Origin of the sequence: Planococcus shenhongbingii (assembly GCF_030413635.1) — a bacterium.
Classification (GTDB): Bacteria; Bacillota; Bacilli; order Bacillales_A; family Planococcaceae; genus Planococcus; species Planococcus shenhongbingii.
The window spans coordinates 3,102,108-3,122,130 of record NZ_CP129235.1; the positions used below are offsets into that span (position 1 = coordinate 3,102,108).

20 protein-coding genes are annotated in these 20,023 nt (G+C 34.0%); 2 read left to right on the forward strand and 18 right to left on the reverse strand.

The window, feature by feature from the left end; all coding sequences use genetic code 11:
* Positions 1-130: 130 nt before the first annotated feature.
* Together QWY16_RS19395 and QWY16_RS15090 are read right to left on the reverse strand one after the other, a co-directional pair.
* On the reverse strand, positions 131-355 hold the full coding sequence (locus tag QWY16_RS19395) for an integrase core domain-containing protein (RefSeq protein ID WP_367281319.1): 225 nt from the start codon (positions 353-355) through the stop codon (positions 131-133).
* A 12-nt stretch (positions 356-367) separates the two neighbouring features.
* Complete coding sequence (locus QWY16_RS15090; protein ID WP_300990047.1) at positions 368-835, reverse strand: DDE-type integrase/transposase/recombinase; 468 nt, start codon at positions 833-835, stop codon at positions 368-370.
* Positions 836-1,008: 173 nt separating this feature from the next.
* Here QWY16_RS15090 and QWY16_RS15095 point away from each other — a divergent pair, with 173 nt between their 5' ends.
* Complete coding sequence (locus QWY16_RS15095; protein WP_300990048.1) at positions 1,009-1,902, forward strand: sugar phosphate nucleotidyltransferase; 894 nt, start codon at positions 1,009-1,011, stop codon at positions 1,900-1,902.
* 85 nt (positions 1,903-1,987) lie between these two features.
* Here the strand turns inward: QWY16_RS15095 and QWY16_RS15100 are convergent, their stop codons facing one another.
* From QWY16_RS15100 to QWY16_RS15175, 16 genes are all read right to left on the reverse strand, one after another.
* Positions 1,988-3,160 carry an aminotransferase class I/II-fold pyridoxal phosphate-dependent enzyme gene (locus QWY16_RS15100; RefSeq protein ID WP_300990049.1) on the reverse strand — a complete coding sequence of 391 codons (1,173 nt, stop codon included), beginning with the start codon at positions 3,158-3,160 and terminating at the stop codon, positions 1,988-1,990.
* A 75-nt stretch (positions 3,161-3,235) separates the two neighbouring features.
* Positions 3,236-4,495, reverse strand: coding sequence for a phenylacetate--CoA ligase family protein (locus QWY16_RS15105; protein WP_300990050.1), 1,260 nt, complete (start codon positions 4,493-4,495; stop codon positions 3,236-3,238).
* 53 nt (positions 4,496-4,548) lie between these two features.
* Positions 4,549-5,193: a NeuD/PglB/VioB family sugar acetyltransferase gene (locus tag QWY16_RS15110; RefSeq protein WP_300990051.1), complete on the reverse strand. Its 645-nt coding sequence runs from the start codon at positions 5,191-5,193 to the stop codon at positions 4,549-4,551.
* A 2-nt stretch (positions 5,194-5,195) separates the two neighbouring features.
* Positions 5,196-5,804, reverse strand: coding sequence for a sugar transferase (locus tag QWY16_RS15115; protein WP_300990052.1), 609 nt, complete (start codon positions 5,802-5,804; stop codon positions 5,196-5,198).
* Positions 5,805-5,904: 100 nt separating this feature from the next.
* Positions 5,905-6,495, reverse strand: a complete 591-nt coding sequence (locus QWY16_RS15120) for a CatB-related O-acetyltransferase (RefSeq protein WP_300990053.1) — start codon at positions 6,493-6,495, stop codon at positions 5,905-5,907.
* A 49-nt stretch (positions 6,496-6,544) separates the two neighbouring features.
* The gene (locus QWY16_RS15125) at positions 6,545-7,321 is read right to left on the reverse strand and encodes a glycosyltransferase family 2 protein (protein ID WP_300990054.1); all 777 of its coding nucleotides are present in this window, start codon (positions 7,319-7,321) and stop codon (positions 6,545-6,547) included.
* Between the two features lie 55 nt (positions 7,322-7,376).
* Entirely contained in the window at positions 7,377-8,786 is a 1,410-nt protein-coding gene (locus QWY16_RS15130; RefSeq protein ID WP_300990055.1) for a lipopolysaccharide biosynthesis protein, read from the reverse strand.
* Positions 8,787-8,811: 25 nt separating this feature from the next.
* Positions 8,812-9,576: a GT-D fold domain-containing glycosyltransferase gene (locus QWY16_RS15135; protein ID WP_300990056.1), complete on the reverse strand. Its 765-nt coding sequence runs from the start codon at positions 9,574-9,576 to the stop codon at positions 8,812-8,814.
* A 1-nt stretch (position 9,577) separates the two neighbouring features.
* Positions 9,578-10,744: an O-antigen ligase family protein gene (locus QWY16_RS15140; RefSeq protein WP_300990057.1), complete on the reverse strand. Its 1,167-nt coding sequence runs from the start codon at positions 10,742-10,744 to the stop codon at positions 9,578-9,580.
* On the reverse strand, positions 10,744-11,742 hold the full coding sequence (locus QWY16_RS15145) for a glycosyltransferase family 4 protein (RefSeq protein WP_300990058.1): 999 nt from the start codon (positions 11,740-11,742) through the stop codon (positions 10,744-10,746). The genes QWY16_RS15140 and QWY16_RS15145 overlap by 1 nt, the downstream gene beginning before the upstream one ends.
* A gap of 13 nt (positions 11,743-11,755) precedes the next feature.
* Positions 11,756-12,556, reverse strand: a complete 801-nt coding sequence (locus QWY16_RS15150) for a glycosyltransferase family A protein (RefSeq protein WP_300990059.1) — start codon at positions 12,554-12,556, stop codon at positions 11,756-11,758.
* A 1-nt stretch (position 12,557) separates the two neighbouring features.
* Entirely contained in the window at positions 12,558-13,766 is a 1,209-nt protein-coding gene (locus QWY16_RS15155) for a glycosyltransferase family 4 protein (protein WP_300990060.1), read from the reverse strand.
* A gap of 454 nt (positions 13,767-14,220) precedes the next feature.
* Positions 14,221-16,053 (reverse strand): nucleoside-diphosphate sugar epimerase/dehydratase, encoded by a 1,833-nt coding sequence (locus QWY16_RS15160; protein WP_300990061.1) that lies wholly within the window; start codon positions 16,051-16,053, stop codon positions 14,221-14,223.
* A gap of 145 nt (positions 16,054-16,198) precedes the next feature.
* Positions 16,199-16,966, reverse strand: coding sequence for a tyrosine-protein phosphatase (locus tag QWY16_RS15165; protein ID WP_300990062.1), 768 nt, complete (start codon positions 16,964-16,966; stop codon positions 16,199-16,201).
* 265 nt (positions 16,967-17,231) lie between these two features.
* Positions 17,232-17,957 (reverse strand): CpsD/CapB family tyrosine-protein kinase, encoded by a 726-nt coding sequence (locus QWY16_RS15170; RefSeq protein WP_300990063.1) that lies wholly within the window; start codon positions 17,955-17,957, stop codon positions 17,232-17,234.
* 2 nt (positions 17,958-17,959) lie between these two features.
* Positions 17,960-18,688 carry a YveK family protein gene (locus QWY16_RS15175; RefSeq protein WP_300990064.1) on the reverse strand — a complete coding sequence of 243 codons (729 nt, stop codon included), beginning with the start codon at positions 18,686-18,688 and terminating at the stop codon, positions 17,960-17,962.
* 374 nt (positions 18,689-19,062) lie between these two features.
* On the opposite strand from QWY16_RS15175, the gene QWY16_RS15180 reads away from it, so the two are divergent.
* The gene (locus QWY16_RS15180; protein WP_300990065.1) at positions 19,063-19,974 is read left to right on the forward strand and encodes a hypothetical protein; all 912 of its coding nucleotides are present in this window, start codon (positions 19,063-19,065) and stop codon (positions 19,972-19,974) included.
* The last annotated feature ends 49 nt before the right edge of the window (positions 19,975-20,023 follow it).

Below are 20,023 nucleotides of genomic sequence, written 5' to 3' on the forward strand. Positions count from 1 at the left end.
GATTTTGTTGAACTCTAATATATCAAATTCCCCAACTTATAAATGTTGAACTGAGGGTCACAGTCTTATTTTCCCAATATTTAACAAACATTTCTTGTAGTCTAGCTCCTTAAAAGTAGAGTCGGTAAAATTAAGCGGTTTCACTATCTAGGAACGCCTGGTAATACATCTCTGACGACAGATAGCCCAAGCATTTTTGCCCTCTTTTTATATTGTAGTACGTGATAAACTTGTGTAGCCCCTCTTGAATCCCTTTCAGGGATGTCAGCTGCGAATGGAACGGAAACTCGGTCTTCAAGTGCGAGAAAAAGCTTTCAATGACGGCATTGTCCCAACAGTTGGTTTTCCGTGACATAATCGGCTGAAACTACAGCTCCAGCGACAACTTCCGGTACGCCTTTGAGGCAAAGACGATGCCTCGGTCTATATGAATCAGAAGACCCTCCAATGACTCCAGCTGTCGATTTTCCATCGCAGTCCGAACCGCTTCTTCTACAAGAGATGCATTCGGCCGGTCGCTTAGGCGAAAGACCACCACCTGACGGTCGAAGAGATCAAGGATCGCACAGTCGTAGAACTTTTGATTGAAGTAAGCGAATTCCGTGAGATCCGCCACCCACTTCCTGTTCGGTAGAAGCGCATCAAAATCCCTTTCCAGCCGGTTCGGATAGATTTCCTTCGGCTCTTTTGGCGCTGAAAACTCCGGAGATTTTTTCATCCGGATTCTGGATTTCAGGTTCATTTCATTCACCAGCCGCGCTACACGCTTATGATTGATCACATAATGGAACTGCTTCTTCAACATACCCGCAAATGGCGATCTAAATTTACTCATAAGTGGCATATTCACTATACAATATTCAATTAGTAGGTAAACTTTTTAAAGTAAGATAAAAGCAATTTAAATCATCTACTTAATTCAACTAAAAATTCCGAATACATTTAACCTTGTTTTAACCTCCTTTCTTTAACATTAGAACTACCAAATAGAAAAAGGGGTGCTAGTTTATGAAAGGAATTATAGTTACAGGAAAAAGCAAGGATAAATTCAATTCGATTACTAAAGTAATTCCGAAGTCGCTATTACCAATTCACGATAAGCCAATGATTTATTATCCTTTATCTATTTTAATGAATGCAGAAATTAAAGAAATTTTAGTAATATGTAACATTTCAGAATTCCCTTATTATTACAAGCTTTTAGGTTATGGAGATGATTTAGGTATAAAGATAGAATATATAGAAGATGAAGAACATAATTCGGTTGCTGATGCTTTTATTATCGGAGAAGATTTTATTGGAAGCGATGATGTTGCTCTAATACTTGGAGAAACTATTTTTTATGGACATGAATCTTCACTTATTATTCAGCAAAAATCCTCTCCTCAGAAAGGCGCTACCATTTTTGCTTCTAAAGATAAAAACACAAATCAATTTAATATAACGCAAAACAGTTTCATAAAAAAAATCACTTCAGAAATTGGAAATTCCTACGGTTCTCAATCATCTTTTTCAATACCTGATTTATACTTTTATGACAATAGGGTTGTAGAAATTGTAAAAACACTTAAATTGTCACAAAAGGGTATAGTAGATATCACAGACATTAATAATGAATATTTAAAATTAAATTCACTTAAAATCATGTCTTTAGGAAATGAATTTCTCTCTCTGAATACCAACACTATTGAGTCATTGGCAGAAGCGACTGCATTTATTAAAACGATTGAAAAAGCACAAGGTAGAAAGATAGGATGCATAGAGGAAATTGCTTTTAACATGAAGTACATTGATTTGAATCAATTAACGCTATTAGCGGAACCTCTTTTAAAAAGTGAATATGGCCAGTATTTAATAAATATTGGTGAAAAGGAATTGCAATACTCAAATAAACCACTCTAATTTAGTGTTCTTTTAACCTTACTAATTTAAATAAATAAAAATGTCTTTCAAATCGCTAACTTAGCTTTCTGAAAGACGTTTTCTTCTAATTATTTAACTTTAAAGAAGAAGCAGGTTTTTCTACTCCAAATACTTCTATAACTTTATCGATAACTCGCTGCTGCTGTTCTAGAGTCAGATTAGAACCACTTGGCAAGCAAATACCTTGTTTAAATAAGCGTTCACTAACTACATTATCATCACTATTGGTGTAAAATGCACTGCCTTTAAATAATGGTTGCAAGTGTAACGGTTTCCAAACTGGACGAGCTTCGATGTTTACTTTCCCCAGTGCTTCAATTAACTCATAAGGAGTGGTTTTGATTTTCTCTGGATTCAAAGTCAAAGTCGTGAGCCAGCGATTGCCGTAGGTGTTTTCAAGTTCCGGCATAAAGTCGATGCCTTCTACTCCGCCAAATGCTTCCACATAGCGGTTGAAGACCGCTCTTCTTGCCTTAACCCGCTCATCTAATACTTCCAATTGAGCACGGCCAACTCCTGCAAGAATATTGCTCAAGCGGTAGTTATACCCCATCATACTATGCTGGTAATGTACCGCTGTGTCTCTTGCTTGAGTGGCAAGGAATCTTGCATGTTTCAAGCTTTCCACATCGTTTGAAACAAGCATTCCGCCGCCTGATGTCGTGATGATTTTATTGCCGTTGAATGAGAAGACTCCGTACTTCCCAAACGATCCGCTCGGTTTTCCTTTATAATACGCACCGAGCGATTCTGCAGCATCCTCTACAATAGGAACACCGAACTCATCACATAATGCAATCAGTTCATCCATCATTGCACTTTGTCCGTACAAGTTCACGATAATTACCGCTTTCGGCATTTTGCCATTTTGCTTCGCGTCCTTCAACGCCTTTTCCAAAGCATTAGGCGACATATTCCAAGTCTTTTCTTCCGAATCAATGAAGACTGGTGTAGCATTCATATAAAGAATCGGATTAGCGCTCGCGATAAATGTTAGGGTGGAACAAAATACAACATCGTCTTTTTGAACATCTAATAATTCCAATGCCAAATGAAGAGCTGCCGTACCTGAGCTTGTGGCTGCAGCATCCTTCAACTGCACATAATCAGCAATCTCACGTTCAAAGCCATCTACATTCGGACCAAGCGGTGCAATCCAGTTCGTATCAAATGCATATTCTATATAAGACTGCTCTTTTCCACTCATATGAGGTGAGGATAGAAAAATTCTTTCCATGATTTATATACTTCCTTTCAGGAGCACTAACAATAATTCTCTATTGCTTTTTAAAGAAGTAAAGCAACTCAAAATTTAAGTTAACTCTCTTTTATAATTTTGAATTACGTATGGTCTTTTGCCAGATTTTTTTGGTGGTATTTCCTGTACATAATGAAAGGTGATTAAGGCATCTCTTCCTAAAAATTTCTTAAAACGATCTTCTATTAGTTTTTCTTCTTTATATCCTTTAAGTTTAATTATCCTTACAGTGTATTCTTTTTCGCTTTCCTGACTAAACTGATACTGCAAAATATTTTCTATATCCTGCATTGCACCATTTATTGCGAAACCTGAAACAACATCGCCATCAGTATTGAATATTTCTTCAATTAATCTACCCTCAATTTTATCAAGTACAGGAGATGTCCTTCCGCACTCGCATTGTTTTTCACTCATGATACCTAAATCACCTGTATCGTATCTTATTAATGGCATAGCATGGGAAAATAAGTCTGTGACTACAATTCTGCCTAGCTCTCCCGGCAAGGCAGGAGAATCATTATTTATATTAAGTACTTCAATAATATAATTTACATCGTTTAAATGATGTTTTAACTTTTCTGGACATTCGTTTGCTAATACACCAAATTCTTGTGTAGAGTATCGACTTAACGCATTAACTTTAAATGCTTTTCTTATAGTTTTTCGATAGCTTTCTGTCAATACCTCTGAAACACAAATTACTCCATCTAGGTTATACTGTTTCCCTTCACTTATTACATATTTGGCTAATGTAGCTATTGCAGAAGTATAACCAATTAAAACCAAAGGTTTTTCTTCATCTAAAACACGTTTTTGAGTATTCAGCCATTTGATATCTAATGTGAAAGGAGCCATAATAATTTCATTCTGCAAAAATAATTTCAGTTTACTTTTAGACTTAGTCATTAAATAAGCGTGTTTTTTCCCAACCTTATAATTTGCCCATTCACCATAATATAATATTTCAGCTCGCTGTTTATCTTTCTTTTCAGAAGTTAAATAAAATGTGAAGGGAGTACCATAAGATCCACTTGTTGTCATCTTATATAATTGTTCTATTTTATATGAATTAGATAAGAAATCATTATAATTCTCTTTAATTACATTCTTAGAAATAATGGGATACTCATTTAAACTTTGATTTAATGAGTAATTCTCATAGTGCTTCGTGGTGTTTTTTGCGTGAGACAATAATTCATTAAACTTGCTTACTTGGCTCTTTTTACTGCCAGATTCAAGTTCTTTAATATTTTTCAATATTTTGTTTCCTGATATTTTCTCTTTAAGAATAAACAAGTTTTCTCTTAACATAGTATCTCCCCATTTATGATAGTACTTCTGCTTTTTTTAAAAATTAGTCTCTATCATTTTATTATCTCTCTAGCTGGTGCACCAACTACTGTCAGATTGCTCAATACATCACGATTTACCATTGAGCCTGCTCCAACAAAGGCACCTTCGCCAATTGTTACTTCTGCTAATACTGATGCATTAGTGCCAATCTGACTGTTCATTCCAAGCTTTGAAAAACCTGAAATACTAGCATTCGGATAGATTGATACGTAGTCTTCCACCTGTACATCATGACCAATTGTACAATTGAAGTGAACAAGTGTAAAACTACCGATTTTAACTTGCGATGAAAAAGCAGTATTGTCTGAGATAATATTTCCGATTCCAATCTTTACAGATGGGTTAAGATTAACTTCTGGATGAATGATATTAGGGTATAAGAGATTTGGATTTTCCGCTAACTTATAATGAATCTTTACTTTTGCATGAGGATTTCCAATAGCTATGACTACATTTGCAACGGTTTTGAGGTTTAAAAGAAATTCTGTATTTCCTACAACAGCAGTCCCATCTACTTCTTTGCCAATAGAATCGTCATTGTCATCAATAAATCCAATAAGTTTCCAATTACGATCTCTATTTGAAATTACTTTTATCGTTTCAGCAACTCCTCTACCTAGGCCGCCAGCCCCAAAAATATATGTTGGAATGCTCAATTTTATTCATCCTCTTTTCCAGTAAATCTCTTTACCATTTGATTTGAATTTGTATTTACACCATCAGAAGTTAATACTTTTTTAATAGTTAAAAGAATAATTTTTACGTCTAACATTAAGGACCAATTATCAACATACCAGACATCATAATAAAATTTCTTGTTCCAACTAATCGCATTCCTTCCATTTACTTGTGCCCATCCAGTTAAACCAGGTCTGACATAAAGTCTCCTTTTTTGCTCACTACTGTATAAATCGTTATATTCCATTAAAAGTGGACGAGGTCCTACCAGTGAAATATCGCCTTTTAAAATGTTTATTATTTGAGGTAACTCGTCTAAACTATATTTCCTTAGAATATTCCCGAAATTGTCTTTACGTAAATTATTTTCTAAAAGCATTCCATATCTATCTTTATTGTTTTTCATAGTACGAAATTTATAAATTTTAAAAGGTCTTCCATCTTTCCCCGCTCTTATTTGAGTAAAAAATATCGGTCTTCCCATTTTGATTATTATTAATAAACAAATTATTAAGAGTGGTATAAATCCCATAACACTCATAAAAACACTAAAGGTAATGTCAATTCCTCTTTTAATTTTTTTAGTCATGAATACCCTCTTTGCTAATAATGTAATTTTTAGAACAGTTAACAAAAAAATAAATATATAATGATAGTTTCAAATTTGTAATGTTTTTATTTTTTATACTTTAGTTATCATTTTGAATTTCTCTAATGATTTTAAACCATTCAGATTCTTTTTCTGCAAGAGTGCTAATAAGGATTTTATTTTCTGTATAGTTTTCCAATAAATTTGATTTCTTTAAATAATTTATTTCTTGTTCGGGGAAACGCTTCTTAATAACTTTGGCCGGATTTCCCACAACTATAGAATAAGGAGGTACATCTTTTGTTACTACAGATCCTCCCCCAACTATAACTCCATCACCTATATCTAACCCACTTAGAATTATGGCCCCTGCTCCAATCCAAACATCATTACCAATTTGTGTTTTAATATTATCTTTATATGTTTTTTTTACTCCGAATATATTACTTTCTGAATAAATAAATGGAGAAGTACTAACAAAATTAGTTGGATGGTTCGGAAGGCCAATCATACAATTATAACTTATTGAAGTAAATTTTCCGATGTCTGTATCCATTACTATGGAATTATTATTAATATATGAATAATCACCTAATTTGACATTTGGTCCAACAATTACATTCTTATTAATCCTTGAGCCTTTTGATAACTCTACCGTCTTGTCAATTGCTTTGGAATTAATATGAGACATCCTAAACTTCATTTTTAAGAACCAGTATTTAATTTCAACCTTTATCATTCTAAGCAACTTTTTTACCCATTGAATACTTTAAATATTTTGCCATATAAAATAGTTTATATTTAAAACTCGGAGTAATTTTTATCAAAAGTTTATAATAGAGAGTAGCGCCTTTTGGATTCCTGTCAAACAGCGAACTATTCCCAATATGTGTTAATCCACCTACTTTATATTCATGTATTTGTAACGACTCATTAACTCCTAAAATTTCATACTTTTGAGACATATTAAAAAGTAATACTCCTTCAGTCAAAAAATTCTCATTTTGAATTTCAGGGAATCGATATTGCTTTAAAATGTCCATGTCAAACACCCATAATTTATCTCCATTAATTTTTTTATCATAAGTTAATGCAATAAGATTATAAGTTTTATTGCTCGAAGGGTAAGAATCGCCTATTATTTTTCCGTATTGATCTTCACATAAAAAACATGTTGCCATTAAATTTATATTTTTTTCACAATATTCGTTCATTAATTCAATTGCACCTGGTTTTAATAAGTCATCAGAATCTATACAAGTAAAAAATTGGCCACCTGCTTCCTTAATTGCTTTATTAAAGGCTCTGTGTTTCCCACCATTTTTTTGATAAAAATAGCTAACTGGAAATGGACTTGTTTTTCTAAAACTCATAATTAATTCTCTCGTATTATCTAAAGATCCATCATCCACTATGAGCCATTCAAAATCATATTTCTTCTGATTTAATAAAGAATTATATAGATTAATTAAATCTTTTTCTCTGTTATATGTGGGTGTAAAAATAGTATATTTCATTCTGGTTACTCCTTTTAAACTAATTTCGATAAATTATTTTAAGCATTTTTTAGTATTAAGTAATTTTTTCTTTTTTAAGAAATGTTTCATAAATCATAAAAATTACTTCTTTAAAAGTTATGAAGAAAATAAAAATTAAAAGAAATATCCCGATGTACAAGATAAGTAAATCTGTAATAAAGTAGTATGTTAATACAGAAAGAAGGGTCATAAAAGTACCAACAAATAGTGTTTTGAATTTTAAATAGATTTTATACATTTTATTAATTTTTAGTGTTATTAATAATGCAGTTAATAGAAAAGCAAGTGTTAAAGAAATTGCAGCACCCATTAGGCCATACGGTTCAATGAAAATTATTAGAAAAACCCCATTGGCAAATGCACCGAACAAAGTTGGAAATAATAGGCTAGTAGAATTTTTCTCTGCTAAGAAAAATGTGCCGGCGAAACTAGAATATGAATTAATTAACACACCAATAAAAACAACAGGAATTATTGGAAATACTTCTTGATAATCTTCATTAATTAGATAGGGAAATAAAATCTTTAGAATTATTAAAAATAGCGATCCAACTAAGAAAATCACTTTTAGTATATAGTTTATACTCAGATTATAATATTCGTTTTTTCTGCTGTTATTTGTTAAATTGTAAGACATTTCATACCACGCAAACTGAAAGACATTAACCGCTAGAATAATAACAGTAGTTAATCGATTAGCTATCGAAAATATACCATTTTCCTCCAATCCCAATTTATTACTAATAGTCACTTTTGTTAGGCCGCTAAGTAGCCAATAAGAAACCGTTATTAAGGAAATTGGCAATGAGAACTTAAGTAACATTTTCATTAAACTTCTAGACAAACTTTTTATTTTAAAATGATATAATAATTTAAATTTCCATTCTAGAATTGATATTTGGATTATTGTTCCTATAATAAAAGATAAATATAAAGATTCAATGCCCATTCCAAGAACCACAATTGCAAATATATTTATACTTATACTCGTAAAGCTATTTATTAAACCAGTAAGGACTACTAACGTGTTTTCAGAAAAACTTCTTGCAACACAATTATAGTAATATTGAAATGAAAATAAAATTCCATATAGAGTCACTAAATACAAGTTTTTAATATCAAAAAAATACTGAAAAGTAAAAGAGAAAGCCACAAAAACGACTACACCAAAGATATGAATGAATAAACCATTTGAAATTACTTTATATTTTTCCAAGGGTTCTTCAAAATCAAATGTAAATCGAAATATTCCATCCCAGATTTGAAAAAAAAGAATTGGGACGGCTAAATTTATCAATGAAATACTTAAATCATAATAACCAAAAGATTCTGGAGCAATTTTTGCTGTATAAAGAGGTATTAATAAAAAACTTACTAACTTAGTAAGTGTATTCCCAAGAAAAAAAACTGCAGAAGTTTTAATAAATTTTCTAGCTATCCCCATTTTTTTACTTCCTTAATTTTGATTATCATAGAGCTGCTTCTAAAGGGTCATCCCAACAATGACCAGTATCATACACTACCAAACCTATATTACTTAAATTTTCGACTAAGATCTTCCCTAAAGGTCCTGCAGAAACTATAATTATTAATTTTTCTTTATCAACTTCTCTTAATGCAATATTTATTTTATTATAAATTTTTTCGCGTTCTTCAAAAGCATTTTTTTTAGGAATTTCAATAAATTTAGTATTTATACCGTACTTTTGTTCAAAATAATTTGCATACTTTTCATTATTGTGTATAAAAATAACATTTTTGGCGGTAATCCACAGTTTTTTATATATTTCCTCATTTCCTTTAGCAAAAAGGAACGCGTCACCATATGAAACATTTTCATCATACTTTTTCTTAAAGATGTATCTTGTGTACGACCAACTAGATATATAAATTCTTTTTTTTAATAAATAAAATCCGCTTTTTTTCAAAAAATCTGTAGGAAGACATAACTTATATGTGGCTTCGTCTTCTTTCAAATAATTTTTTATTATTCTTTCTAGCTCTTCATGTAATTCTTTTGAGTACATTTGATAAGCAATACTTTTACCGGATAAAATATTAAACTCTCCATCTCCAAACCTAATAATTGATTTTTTATTTTTTAATACTTCCTTCACAGTATCATTACCATTCATTAAAAGAGCAGTGTTATTACATTTTAAAGAAAACACAAAATAGTATATCGTTTTTAACCATATCTTTATTCTATATAAATTATATTTTTTACGGAGCAAATTATGTTCTCCTTTCCTTTTTATTAAGAAATAGTTTACTAACATTCAATTCTCTGGTTCGGAATAATCCTATTGAAAGATATATATAAGGGAGGAATATAGCTAAATCTGAAGTGAATAATGCATTTTCACTGATTTGGCCAAAACAAATCGCTATAAAAATGTAAACTACGGACATAGAGATTTTATCTTTTTTTGAATATTTATAAATGTATTCTAAAATAACTATAATAAGTAAGACATAAAGCATAAAACCTATTATTCCAAAAAAGTATTGGATAGAATAAAATATATTGTGTGAGTAAATATAGTTATACAAACTAACACCATTACCAAATAAACCGTTATTACCGATTAAAATTTCGATGTATCCCCAAAAAATATCTCTATCTGAAAAAATAGTCCCTTTCCCCGTATACTCATACGAGAATTCTACTAGTGGTTTCAAATAAGTTAAATTGTTAATCCATGTAGAGAGTTTTGCAATAAGCATTGCGCTAAATAAAGCAAATAAATAATACACCCGAAATATAAATTTATTATTAAAAAAATTCATAAAAAAATTTGTAAGAAATGCTATAAGAAAAATCATTATATTATTTCTACTATCTGTAAGGTATATACAATAAACACTAAAAATAATTAAAATTAAATAAAAAAATTTTAGTACATTGGATTTTGTTATTTTAAAAGTGAATATAAAACCTAACAATCCAAAAGTTGCAAACATCCCGATTGAATTTGGATTCCAATTACTTAAAACACCAAAGTAGTTGTAAGAGATTAGAAGAACAAGAGAGAATAGACTAGATAAAGTCATCATAGGTAAATAATTTTTCTCATTTGATTTAATGAGACCAAACAAAGAAATAGAAGAGAGCGTAAAAACTGAAATACTCCAATGATAAAAATCTTTCCCTGCTAAAGTTATTGCCAAAGTATACAAAATCAAAATTATATATATGACACTAATGGTTAGAGGAATTCTTCTAAAGTTTGATATATAAACAAGAAAAAATAGAAGTGGAATAATAAAAGAAAGATTAGCACCGAAAAGGAAAGTTTGCCCAAAACTTGATAGTATAATAATCATCAACACATTTAAAAATAAGAGATAGAATATTTGTATATCATAAATTTTTAATAACTTATTTATATAAACTTTCATTAAAACATTTCTCCATTTTCAAATATTTTTATTATATTTTGGCAGGCATTTTCGTAATCTGAATTATCCCTATCAATCGAACTGATAAGTCTTATATGATTGCTATTTTTCAATAAATATTTTATTTTAATCGAAATCTCATTAATATCGTTTGGATCAAAAATTATATCTTTTTCTGATAAATCTTTAAATAGTGATTTTGCTCCAACATTCTGTGACACCAATATACTGCTTCCACCTAATAGTGCTTCAACTGGAGCTAAACCAAAGCTTTCAAATAGGCTATTTTGTACATATAAATTTGTTGATTTTAATTCTTTAAGAGTATCGCGATAACTTAATTTTTCATAGTACTTAACAAAACTAAAAGACTTAATATATTCAGAGTCTTTCCCATATTTCCCAATAACCGTTAAGGTCAGCTTGTAATTAGATTGAGTATTGAGTAATTCAATAGCTTCACAAACTTTCCTTATATTTTTGAGCGGGATACCTCCCCCAATTGAAAGAATCTTATTTTTTTTTTTAACTTCTGAAATTCTACTATAGAAATTTAACAGTTCCCAATCAACACCATTATTAACATAAGTTATTTTACTTGCTAGGGGCGGATATTTCTTTTTGAGTACCTCCATAAAAAATTCTGAGACACAAATAACTTTAGGCGCTAATTTGAGCACCTTTCTTTCTAAATCTTCAGCCCTTTTGCTTTTATTTTTATTGATTTCGCCCTCTATTTCTTCACTTCCGTGCATTAAATAAGCAGATTTTTTATTAAATATTCTCGCTATAACAAAACCAACTATATTTATTTTCGATAAACCTGAAAAAACTACGCCTTCAGACTTTGGTATTTTATATAAAAGTTCTAAAACTCTTTTGACTTCTTTACTTTCTGTTGCAAAAAAAGCTGTATCAGGTAAATTTTTTTTTAACATTTTATTTACGTTAGCTGGACCATTATTCCCTTTAAAATCCCCTACAAAAAATAACTTCAAAAATCTTCCTCCGTTACTTCTTATTTAATGCACGTATATATTCGTTTTTACCGTTATTCATAGATTTCATCGCTTCACAAAAAGAAATATTTTTTCTATAAACTTTATACTTCCTTATTGCAAACTGTAATATTAATAAAAAATTCATTTTTTTTGTCATTTCGTAAAAAACTGCACCCTTGTCAAAAAAATATTTTTTATTAAACCCACTAAACCAAGTTGAATCACCTATATACAAATCAGCAATTTTTAAAGGAAGATACTTAATTTTTAAGCCTTTATTTATACATTTGAACAAGAAGATATTTTCTTCTCCCATTTTATATTCTGCACCTGCGCCGAACAATTCATTAAACTTAATATTATGTTCTTTTATGCTTTTAACTTTAATTGCCATTTCTACTGAAGAAATTTTTAACGATGTTAAATAACCTATCTGTCGAGCATTTTTAGAGTATTTTTTAAACGTATCATTTATTCCTTCTACTTGAAAAACCAATACATCATATTCTTGATGATCTCTGAATGCTTTTTCTACAATATGGCTATAATCATTCACATAGGTCATATCATCATCTGCTATCATACAAATATCATCTATACAAGCATGTTCCAAAGCTTTATTTCTACTCTTACTTAAACCTCTATCTATACTATTGATATATTCTATAGAGTTTTGATTGCTCTTATAGTGAATAATGTCTTCTCTGTTACATTGATTTACAATTACTGCACTAGTATTAAGATTCATATTATTATATAACTCTAATGGATCCGTATTATTCATTGTAGATACTAAAACTTTTATGTTCATTTTATGCGTTAACCACCTTAGTCACTAATGCGCTGTAAGTTTTATTTCTATCAAACTTATCTTCTGCCAAACGTCTATTATTTTTTCCTTGCTCTTCTTTTATTTCCGGATTTTCATAAAGTTTAATAATTTTTTCTGACAAATCTTTTGAATCGCTATTACGACAGTTATAACCTGCATTATACTCATTCAATAAATTCATATATTCGTGAGATTCTTGAGTATTTAATACTGGTAATCCAGCAGCCGCATAATCGCCTACTTTATTAATAATACTTCCTGCAGCTCCTTTAGTTATTGGGTTAACAGCCACATCACATTGGACTAAGATCTCAATCATTTTTTCATAGGGTAACCTATCTATAAAATCACAATTGATTTGAAGCTCTTTTGAATAATTAACAAAAGTTTTTTTTAACGGACCATTGCCAATTATTTTTAGTTTCATCTTATGATATCCCTGTTTTTTTACAATGTTCATTGCTTCAATAACTGATTTCAAATCATAATTATGTCCTAATGTTCCAATATATACGAGCCAAAATTCTTCATTCTTTTTTTCAGAATAAATATTCTTAGCTATACTATCAAAATACACAAGATCAGTACCCAAAAATGCACTAAGTCCTTCTTTACATTTCTGATTTATAGAAAGTGCTCTTTCTATATAGGTTTGTGAAACCCCAATAATTTCATCTGCATTTTCATAAATAAAATTTGCTTTTTTAATCATATTTCCAAAAATGTGTTTACCGATAATTGGGAATTTAAGTACTATTTTGAATGCCTCAGGCCACAAATCTTGAATATCAATTATAAATTTTATGTCATTTTCTTTTGCAAATGAGGCTGCTATATATCCAGCATCCAACGATGGTACTGAACAATAAATAACGCTTGGTTTTTTCCTGGACGATAAAAATATCTTCAAATTTTTACCGAAGTAATAATGACTTATTAATCTCATTGGAGAAACATTTTTTTTATATCCTAATTCATTTACAAAGGTAATTTTGTATTTTTGCTTTTGAAATAGAATATTATTTAGTTCTCTAAATCTTTTAGTTCCATGGGAGAAGTTTGTTGTCACTACTTCCACATTATGATTGGTTGCCAATAAATTCGCTATAAAATTAAATCTGCTATTTCCATTTTCACCCGGTAATGTATTAAAATGGGTAATCATTAATATATCTTTTCTTTCTATCATCTAAGTTAGCACCTACTCTGTTCAATTCATACTCAATATCTATTGATAGTAATAACTTTCAATAAACTTTGGTGTAAGAATTATTTATAATAATGTAAAAATTTTATCTCATTAACATTCATGTTAACTTTTAGAAATGGGTAAATATATTCGAACATAAATTTTTTTTAGTTTTTTTATTATATAGGAAAAATGAGAATTAAATTTAATAAATATTAATATACTTCTTAAGACGATTAATGTTATTAATTCAATAAAAAAAGCATGTTTTTTACCATTTTTAAACATAAAATCCACCTTACACCTTTTCAACTTTTAATTTTTTAATCTCTTCTCATAATTTTTCGAAATTATTATAATGAGCAGAAAATGAATAGATGGTAACCTAAATAATGATATAAAATATTCTATAATTTTTTATCGGTTAAGAATGTAACTTTCATTACTTAAATATTTATACGCTCTTTAATAATGTTCTAGAAACTTCCACATTTTTTCTGTTTGCTAAAGTAACCAAAGTCCCTTTAATCTCTTCATTCGTCATCTCAGGCAACTTCTCCAGCACATATAACAATTCCATCTCACTAGCCGGATTCGCTTTCCCAATATAAATCTTCGGAAAAACTTGCTTGTTTTGGATTTCATCTTCATTCAACAACTCTTCAAACAACTTCTCCCCTGGCCGAATCCCCGAATACTTAATCTCAATCTCATCTTCTGTATAACCAGATAACCGAATCAAGTTCTTCGCAAGATCAACAATCTTAACAGGTTCCCCCATATCAAGAACGAATACTTCCCCGCCTCTTGCTAGAGAACCTGCTTGAATTACTAAACGAGATGCTTCTGGAATCGTCATGAAGTAACGCGTCATCTCTGGATCGGTTACCGTAATCGGACCGCCCACTGCTATTTGGCTCTTAAACAATGGAATGACCGATCCACGAGAACCGAGCACATTTCCAAATCGGACAGCAACAAACTTCGTGTCGCTGCGCTTCGCTAGGTTCTGTACAATCATTTCGGCAAATCGTTTGCTTGCCCCCATGACGTTCGGTGGGTTAACGGCTTTATCCGTGGAAATCATGACGAAACTCTCTACGCCTGAAATATGCGCAGCCTGAGCGACGTTTTTCGTGCCGTAGATATTGTTTTTGACCGCTTCTGTCGGGTTGCCTTCCATCAACGGCACGTGTTTATGGGCTGCGGCATGGTATACGACATCGGGACGATGCAAGGTCATGATATCCATGATGCGTTCATAATCTTGTACATCTGCAATAATCGGAATCAGTTCTGTGGCCGGATCAATTTTCTTACGAAGTTCCATGTCGATTGTGTAAATCGAGTTTTCTCCGTGTCCAAGAAGCAAAAGCTTCTTGGGACCAAAGCGTGCAATCTGCCGGCAAATTTCAGAACCGATCGAACCGCCTGCTCCTGTCACTAATACTGTCTTGCCAGTCAACTGATCTTTGATTTTATTCATATCGAGCTGTACTTCGTCGCGGCCAAGCAAATCTTCAATTTTCACGTCTTGGATATCTGTGACAGATAGCTTGCCTGTCATGATATCTTCAATGAGCGGAATGGTCTGGGTCCGGATTCCTGTATCGACCGCCATTTTGATCAGTTCAGCCGCTTCTCTTTTCCCAAGTGATGGAATGGCGACGATGATATGTTCAATGTCATTGTCTTTCGCATATTCTTTTATTGCTTCGGTACTGCCCATAACCCGGATTCCGTAAATTTCAAGGCCTTGCTTTTTGATATCGTCGTCAAGAAATGCAACTGGCAGCAAGCCTCGGTCTCTATTATTCAAGAGCTGTCTCGCTACCAAATTTCCTGCCTGCCCTGCCCCGACAATCATCGTCCGTTTCTGGTCCTGTGTTTTTTTGCCCATCAGGATGTCCCGGAACAAACGCCACGAAAGACGTGATCCTCCAATCAGCAATAAATGCAGCATCCACGTGATGGCTAAAGCTCTGAGTAGAATATCTCCTTTTGCAAGAAACTGTGCAGCCCCAACTGCAATGATTGAAAAAGTTACTGCTTTAAAGATGGACGTCAGTTCTCCAATTGATGCGTATTCCCATACTTTCCGGTACAAACCATAAGCGAGCGCGAATGCATGATGAGCAACGAAAATCGTCAGCGCACTCACCAGCAAAAACTTGACCTCAAATGGGTTGGTCCACGGATGCAACAGGAAGTAGCCGACAAAAATTGAAAAGAACACAATTAATGAATCGACCAGAATTAATAGAGAAATCCGGTTTTTTAATGACAAAACGGGTCAGCCCTTTCCTGAATACTACTTTTTCCTTAGCTCCTCCTAAAATACTCACAGGATGGAAAATTCTGTTCTAATTCTAACATACTATTATTTGGAAATGATAGGCTTTTATTATCATTTTTATACTTTTATTGCAAATTTATAAAAATAAATTCCACCATTTTCCTTTTTGAATCTTCAAAGGTTCCAGGATGGTCATCGGCTTGTCGTGGATGATGCATTCGTTATTGGCAAGCAGGATTTCAATCAGTTCGTGGTGCTTCTTTTTCTCCAGTGTGGCGAGCCCTTCTTTAAACAAAAACGGTCTTTTCGACATGTTGTGAACGTCCGATCCGTATACATGGATCAAGTTGGCTTCGATTAGCGAGAAAGCGGTTCGTTGTATGGCTTTGCCAAAACCGCCGACAAGGGAACCTGCAGTCACTTGAGCCAATGCCCCATGGACCAATAACTGTTCCAGCCGTTCTGGCTTTTCAATGATTCCTTGGTTGCGCTCGACGTGGGCAATGATTGGCACGTAATTGTCGGCGATGAGCTGCTGAATGATCTGTACGGTATAGGCCGGGACACCCGATGACGGCAGTTCGAGCAATACGTAGCGGGAATCAGCGAGCGTTAACGCTTTTCCTTGAGCTAGCCGTTCCGGCAGCTTATCGGATAACCGGCATTCGTTGCCGCTGTAGATTTCAATCGGGAGGTTCTGTTCGGTTATATAGTCTTTGGTAATGGCCAGCTGCTTTTTGATTTCGTTTATGTCAGTGGGATAGCTCGGATGGTGGGCATGCGGTGTCGCGATGATGCCTGTCAGCCCTTCTTCCAAGGCTTTATCCAGCAGCTGTTTGGTTTCTTCCATCGTTTCTGCCCCGTCGTCAATGCCTGCCAGGATATGTGAGTGAGTGTCGATCATGCTTCTTCCTCCTTGCTATCGAGATTTTACTTTTCTTCATATCTAAGTATGCAAACACCAAAAACCATCTCATTTTTCTTCTCTTTTCCAAAAAGTTCCTCTAGCGCAGACGCGTCCACGGGCTAGGCGGAGCTATAAGACGAGTGTACTTCTCGGCTTATAGTGTGAGCCATGCCCAAAGCGGCCGAAGCGGCATATAAATGGATGACTGTTCAGTACATCTTATAGATAATTTCCCAAGAAAAAAGCAAAAAGGAAAACCTTTTTACTTTTCTGAGCCGTAGTATTGGTAGTAGTAGCTGTCTTTTGGCGGAACGAAGTTGTTCAATACTGCGCCGATGATCCGGCTATTGGAAGAAGCGATCGCTTCTTTCGCTTTCGCTGCCTGTTCTTTTTCTGTCTTTCCTGAGTTGACGACCAGAATCGTGCCTTCGCATTTATTGGCAAGAATTTGGCCGTCGGCTACAGATAGGACCGGAGGAGCGTCAAAGATGACCAAGTCATACATGCTTTTCAGCTGTTCCATCATATTGGTCATCTGCTGGGAACCCAGCAGTTCTGCCGGGTTTGGCGGAATCGGCCCGCATGTTAACAGGTCGAGCCGCTCCACTTCCGTGGGACGGGCAGCGTCTTCAATTTTCGCCTGGCGAGTCAAGACGTTAGATAAGCCGATGATGTTGTCCATATGGAAAGTATGGTGCGTTGTCGGTTTGCGCATATCGCCATCTATCAATAAGACTTTCTTTCCTTCTTGTGCAAAAACGACTGCCAAGTTCGCTGCTGCGGTGGACTTGCCTTCTTCAGGCGCTGCTGAAGTCACGACGATTGAACGGATGTCTGCGTCCGGTGACGAGAAGTTGATATTGGTCCGGAGCGTCCGGAACTGCTCCACGACAAACGACCGCGGATGGGTATGGGCCACCAGTTTCCTGGCGGTTTGCTGCAGTCTTTTTCTTTTTTCTTGTTTTCTATTCTTTAGTTTTGCGAACATGCTCATCCCGCCTTTCTTTCCGATGGAGTGCCTGAACTGTTTTGAAGCGGTGTTTCTTCTTTAATAGGAGAAATAACGCCTAATAGTGGCACACCGAGTACGTCTTCAATGTCCTGCTCGTTTTTCAGGCTCGTGTCCAAGTATTCAAGCAGGAAGGCAATTCCAACTCCAAGCATTAAACCGACTACAGCAGCGATTGCCATATTCAACATCGGGTTTGGCGCAACCGGTGACGGATTTTCCTTTAATACAGCCGGAGACAGAATTGATACGTTGTCGACTTTCATCAATTCCTGGATTTCTTCCTGGAACACGGCCGCTGTCGTATTGGCGATATCAACGGCAATGGCAGGATCCGGATCCTGCACGGAAATATTGACGACTTGGGAATTTTCCGCGTTGTTGACGGTAATTTTCTGGTTAAGAGCTTCTACAGAGAGACCTAAGTCAAGCTGCTGCGACACTTGGTCGAGGATAGCCGGGCTTTTAATGATGACGCTGTATGTATTGATCAGCTGAAGATCGGTTTGGATGTTTTGGTTCAGCAATTGGGAAGCGTCCGTTTTTTCCTGGTTTACGAGAATCTGTGTGTTTGTCTGGTAAATGGGTGTCAGGAAATTGTAGCTAATGACGCCTGCAATCAGAACTGCCAAGACCGTTAACGCGATGATTAAGGCCAACCTCTTTTTTAATGTGGCAAATAATTCTTGTAACGAGATGGTTTCTTCCATTTGATGAGTGGCTCCTTTGTCAGTAAAATGCTTTTTATAGTATAGCATGAAGTAATTAGGGAATAGAGGTTTTTATTGGAAAAAGTTTTTGGGTAATATTACATATATTTTTTGAAAATTCATTTGACTTTTGGGAATTCCTATGATGAAAGATAATGAGGGTGGTCTTATAGTTCGAACTTTGAATATATTTTACAAAATATTACTAAAAGACATTCTTTTTGCTCTATTTTTATGGTATTGTTTTAATGTATTGAAAAAAGAGGTTCAGCACTTATCTTTTGTAATAATTTTATTAAGCTTAAAAAGAAGTACTTCTCATGTTAAAGATATGATAATGTAAAAAGAAGGATTTTATTCAGGAGGAATGTAATGTGAAAAATTATTGGAAACAAATAACAATTGGATTAACTGTTGTTCTTTTGGCTGTCGCGGGTTACTTGGTTTACGCTTTCGAATTCAAGGAATACGAAAATGCAGATAAAAATGTGGATGAAGTGACCAAAGAAAAAATCGAAGTTGACTTGCCTGACGATAGCAAGATTGTCGTAGACGGGGAAGGCAATGTAACTGAAGAGAAAGACGAAGAAACGGATGAAGACAAAGAAGCTGACACTGAAGATGCAGCTGATTCCAATGCAGGTTCATCAAGTGAAGGCTCGTCAAGTTCTTCCAGCAGCAACGGTTCTGCTGCAGCTATAGCAACTGCTGCAAACACAAGCCAAACTGCTAGTGCTTCTGCTGGCGGGAATTCTTCCAACGGCACTAACGGCTCGAACGATCACAATGGTTCTGGCAAGAGTTCAAACGGAACTACTGGATCTAACAATGGCAATAACGGAAACAACGGTTCAAACGGGAATAACGGTTCGAATAATGGCAACAACAATGGTTCAACTAATGGATCAAATGGCAATAACGGATCTAACAATGGCACCAAACGTGTGACGGTTTCTCAGATCAAAGCGAAGTACGAGACTTCGTTGACCCGCCTCGAAGATACAGCAAATGCACGCATCGATGGCTTAGTCAATGTCGCTAAAAAAGAGTACCAAGCAGATGCTTCACCAAACTACGCTAGCTACTATAACAAGTATACGAATGCAGCAAAAGATCTTGAAAAAAATATGGATGCCGCATTCTACGCAGTGGTTGATGTGATGAAGCGCGATTTGAAAGCGAATGGCCTTGCTGAGTCTCATGTAAAGTCAGTCGTCAACGAGTATGAAAACACGAAAAAGCAACGCCGCAACGCGTTGGTGAAAAAAGCCGCTGGACTTAAATAAGAAGAGTTTTAAAGACGCTTCCTTGGTGGAAGCGTCTTTTTTTGTTTTA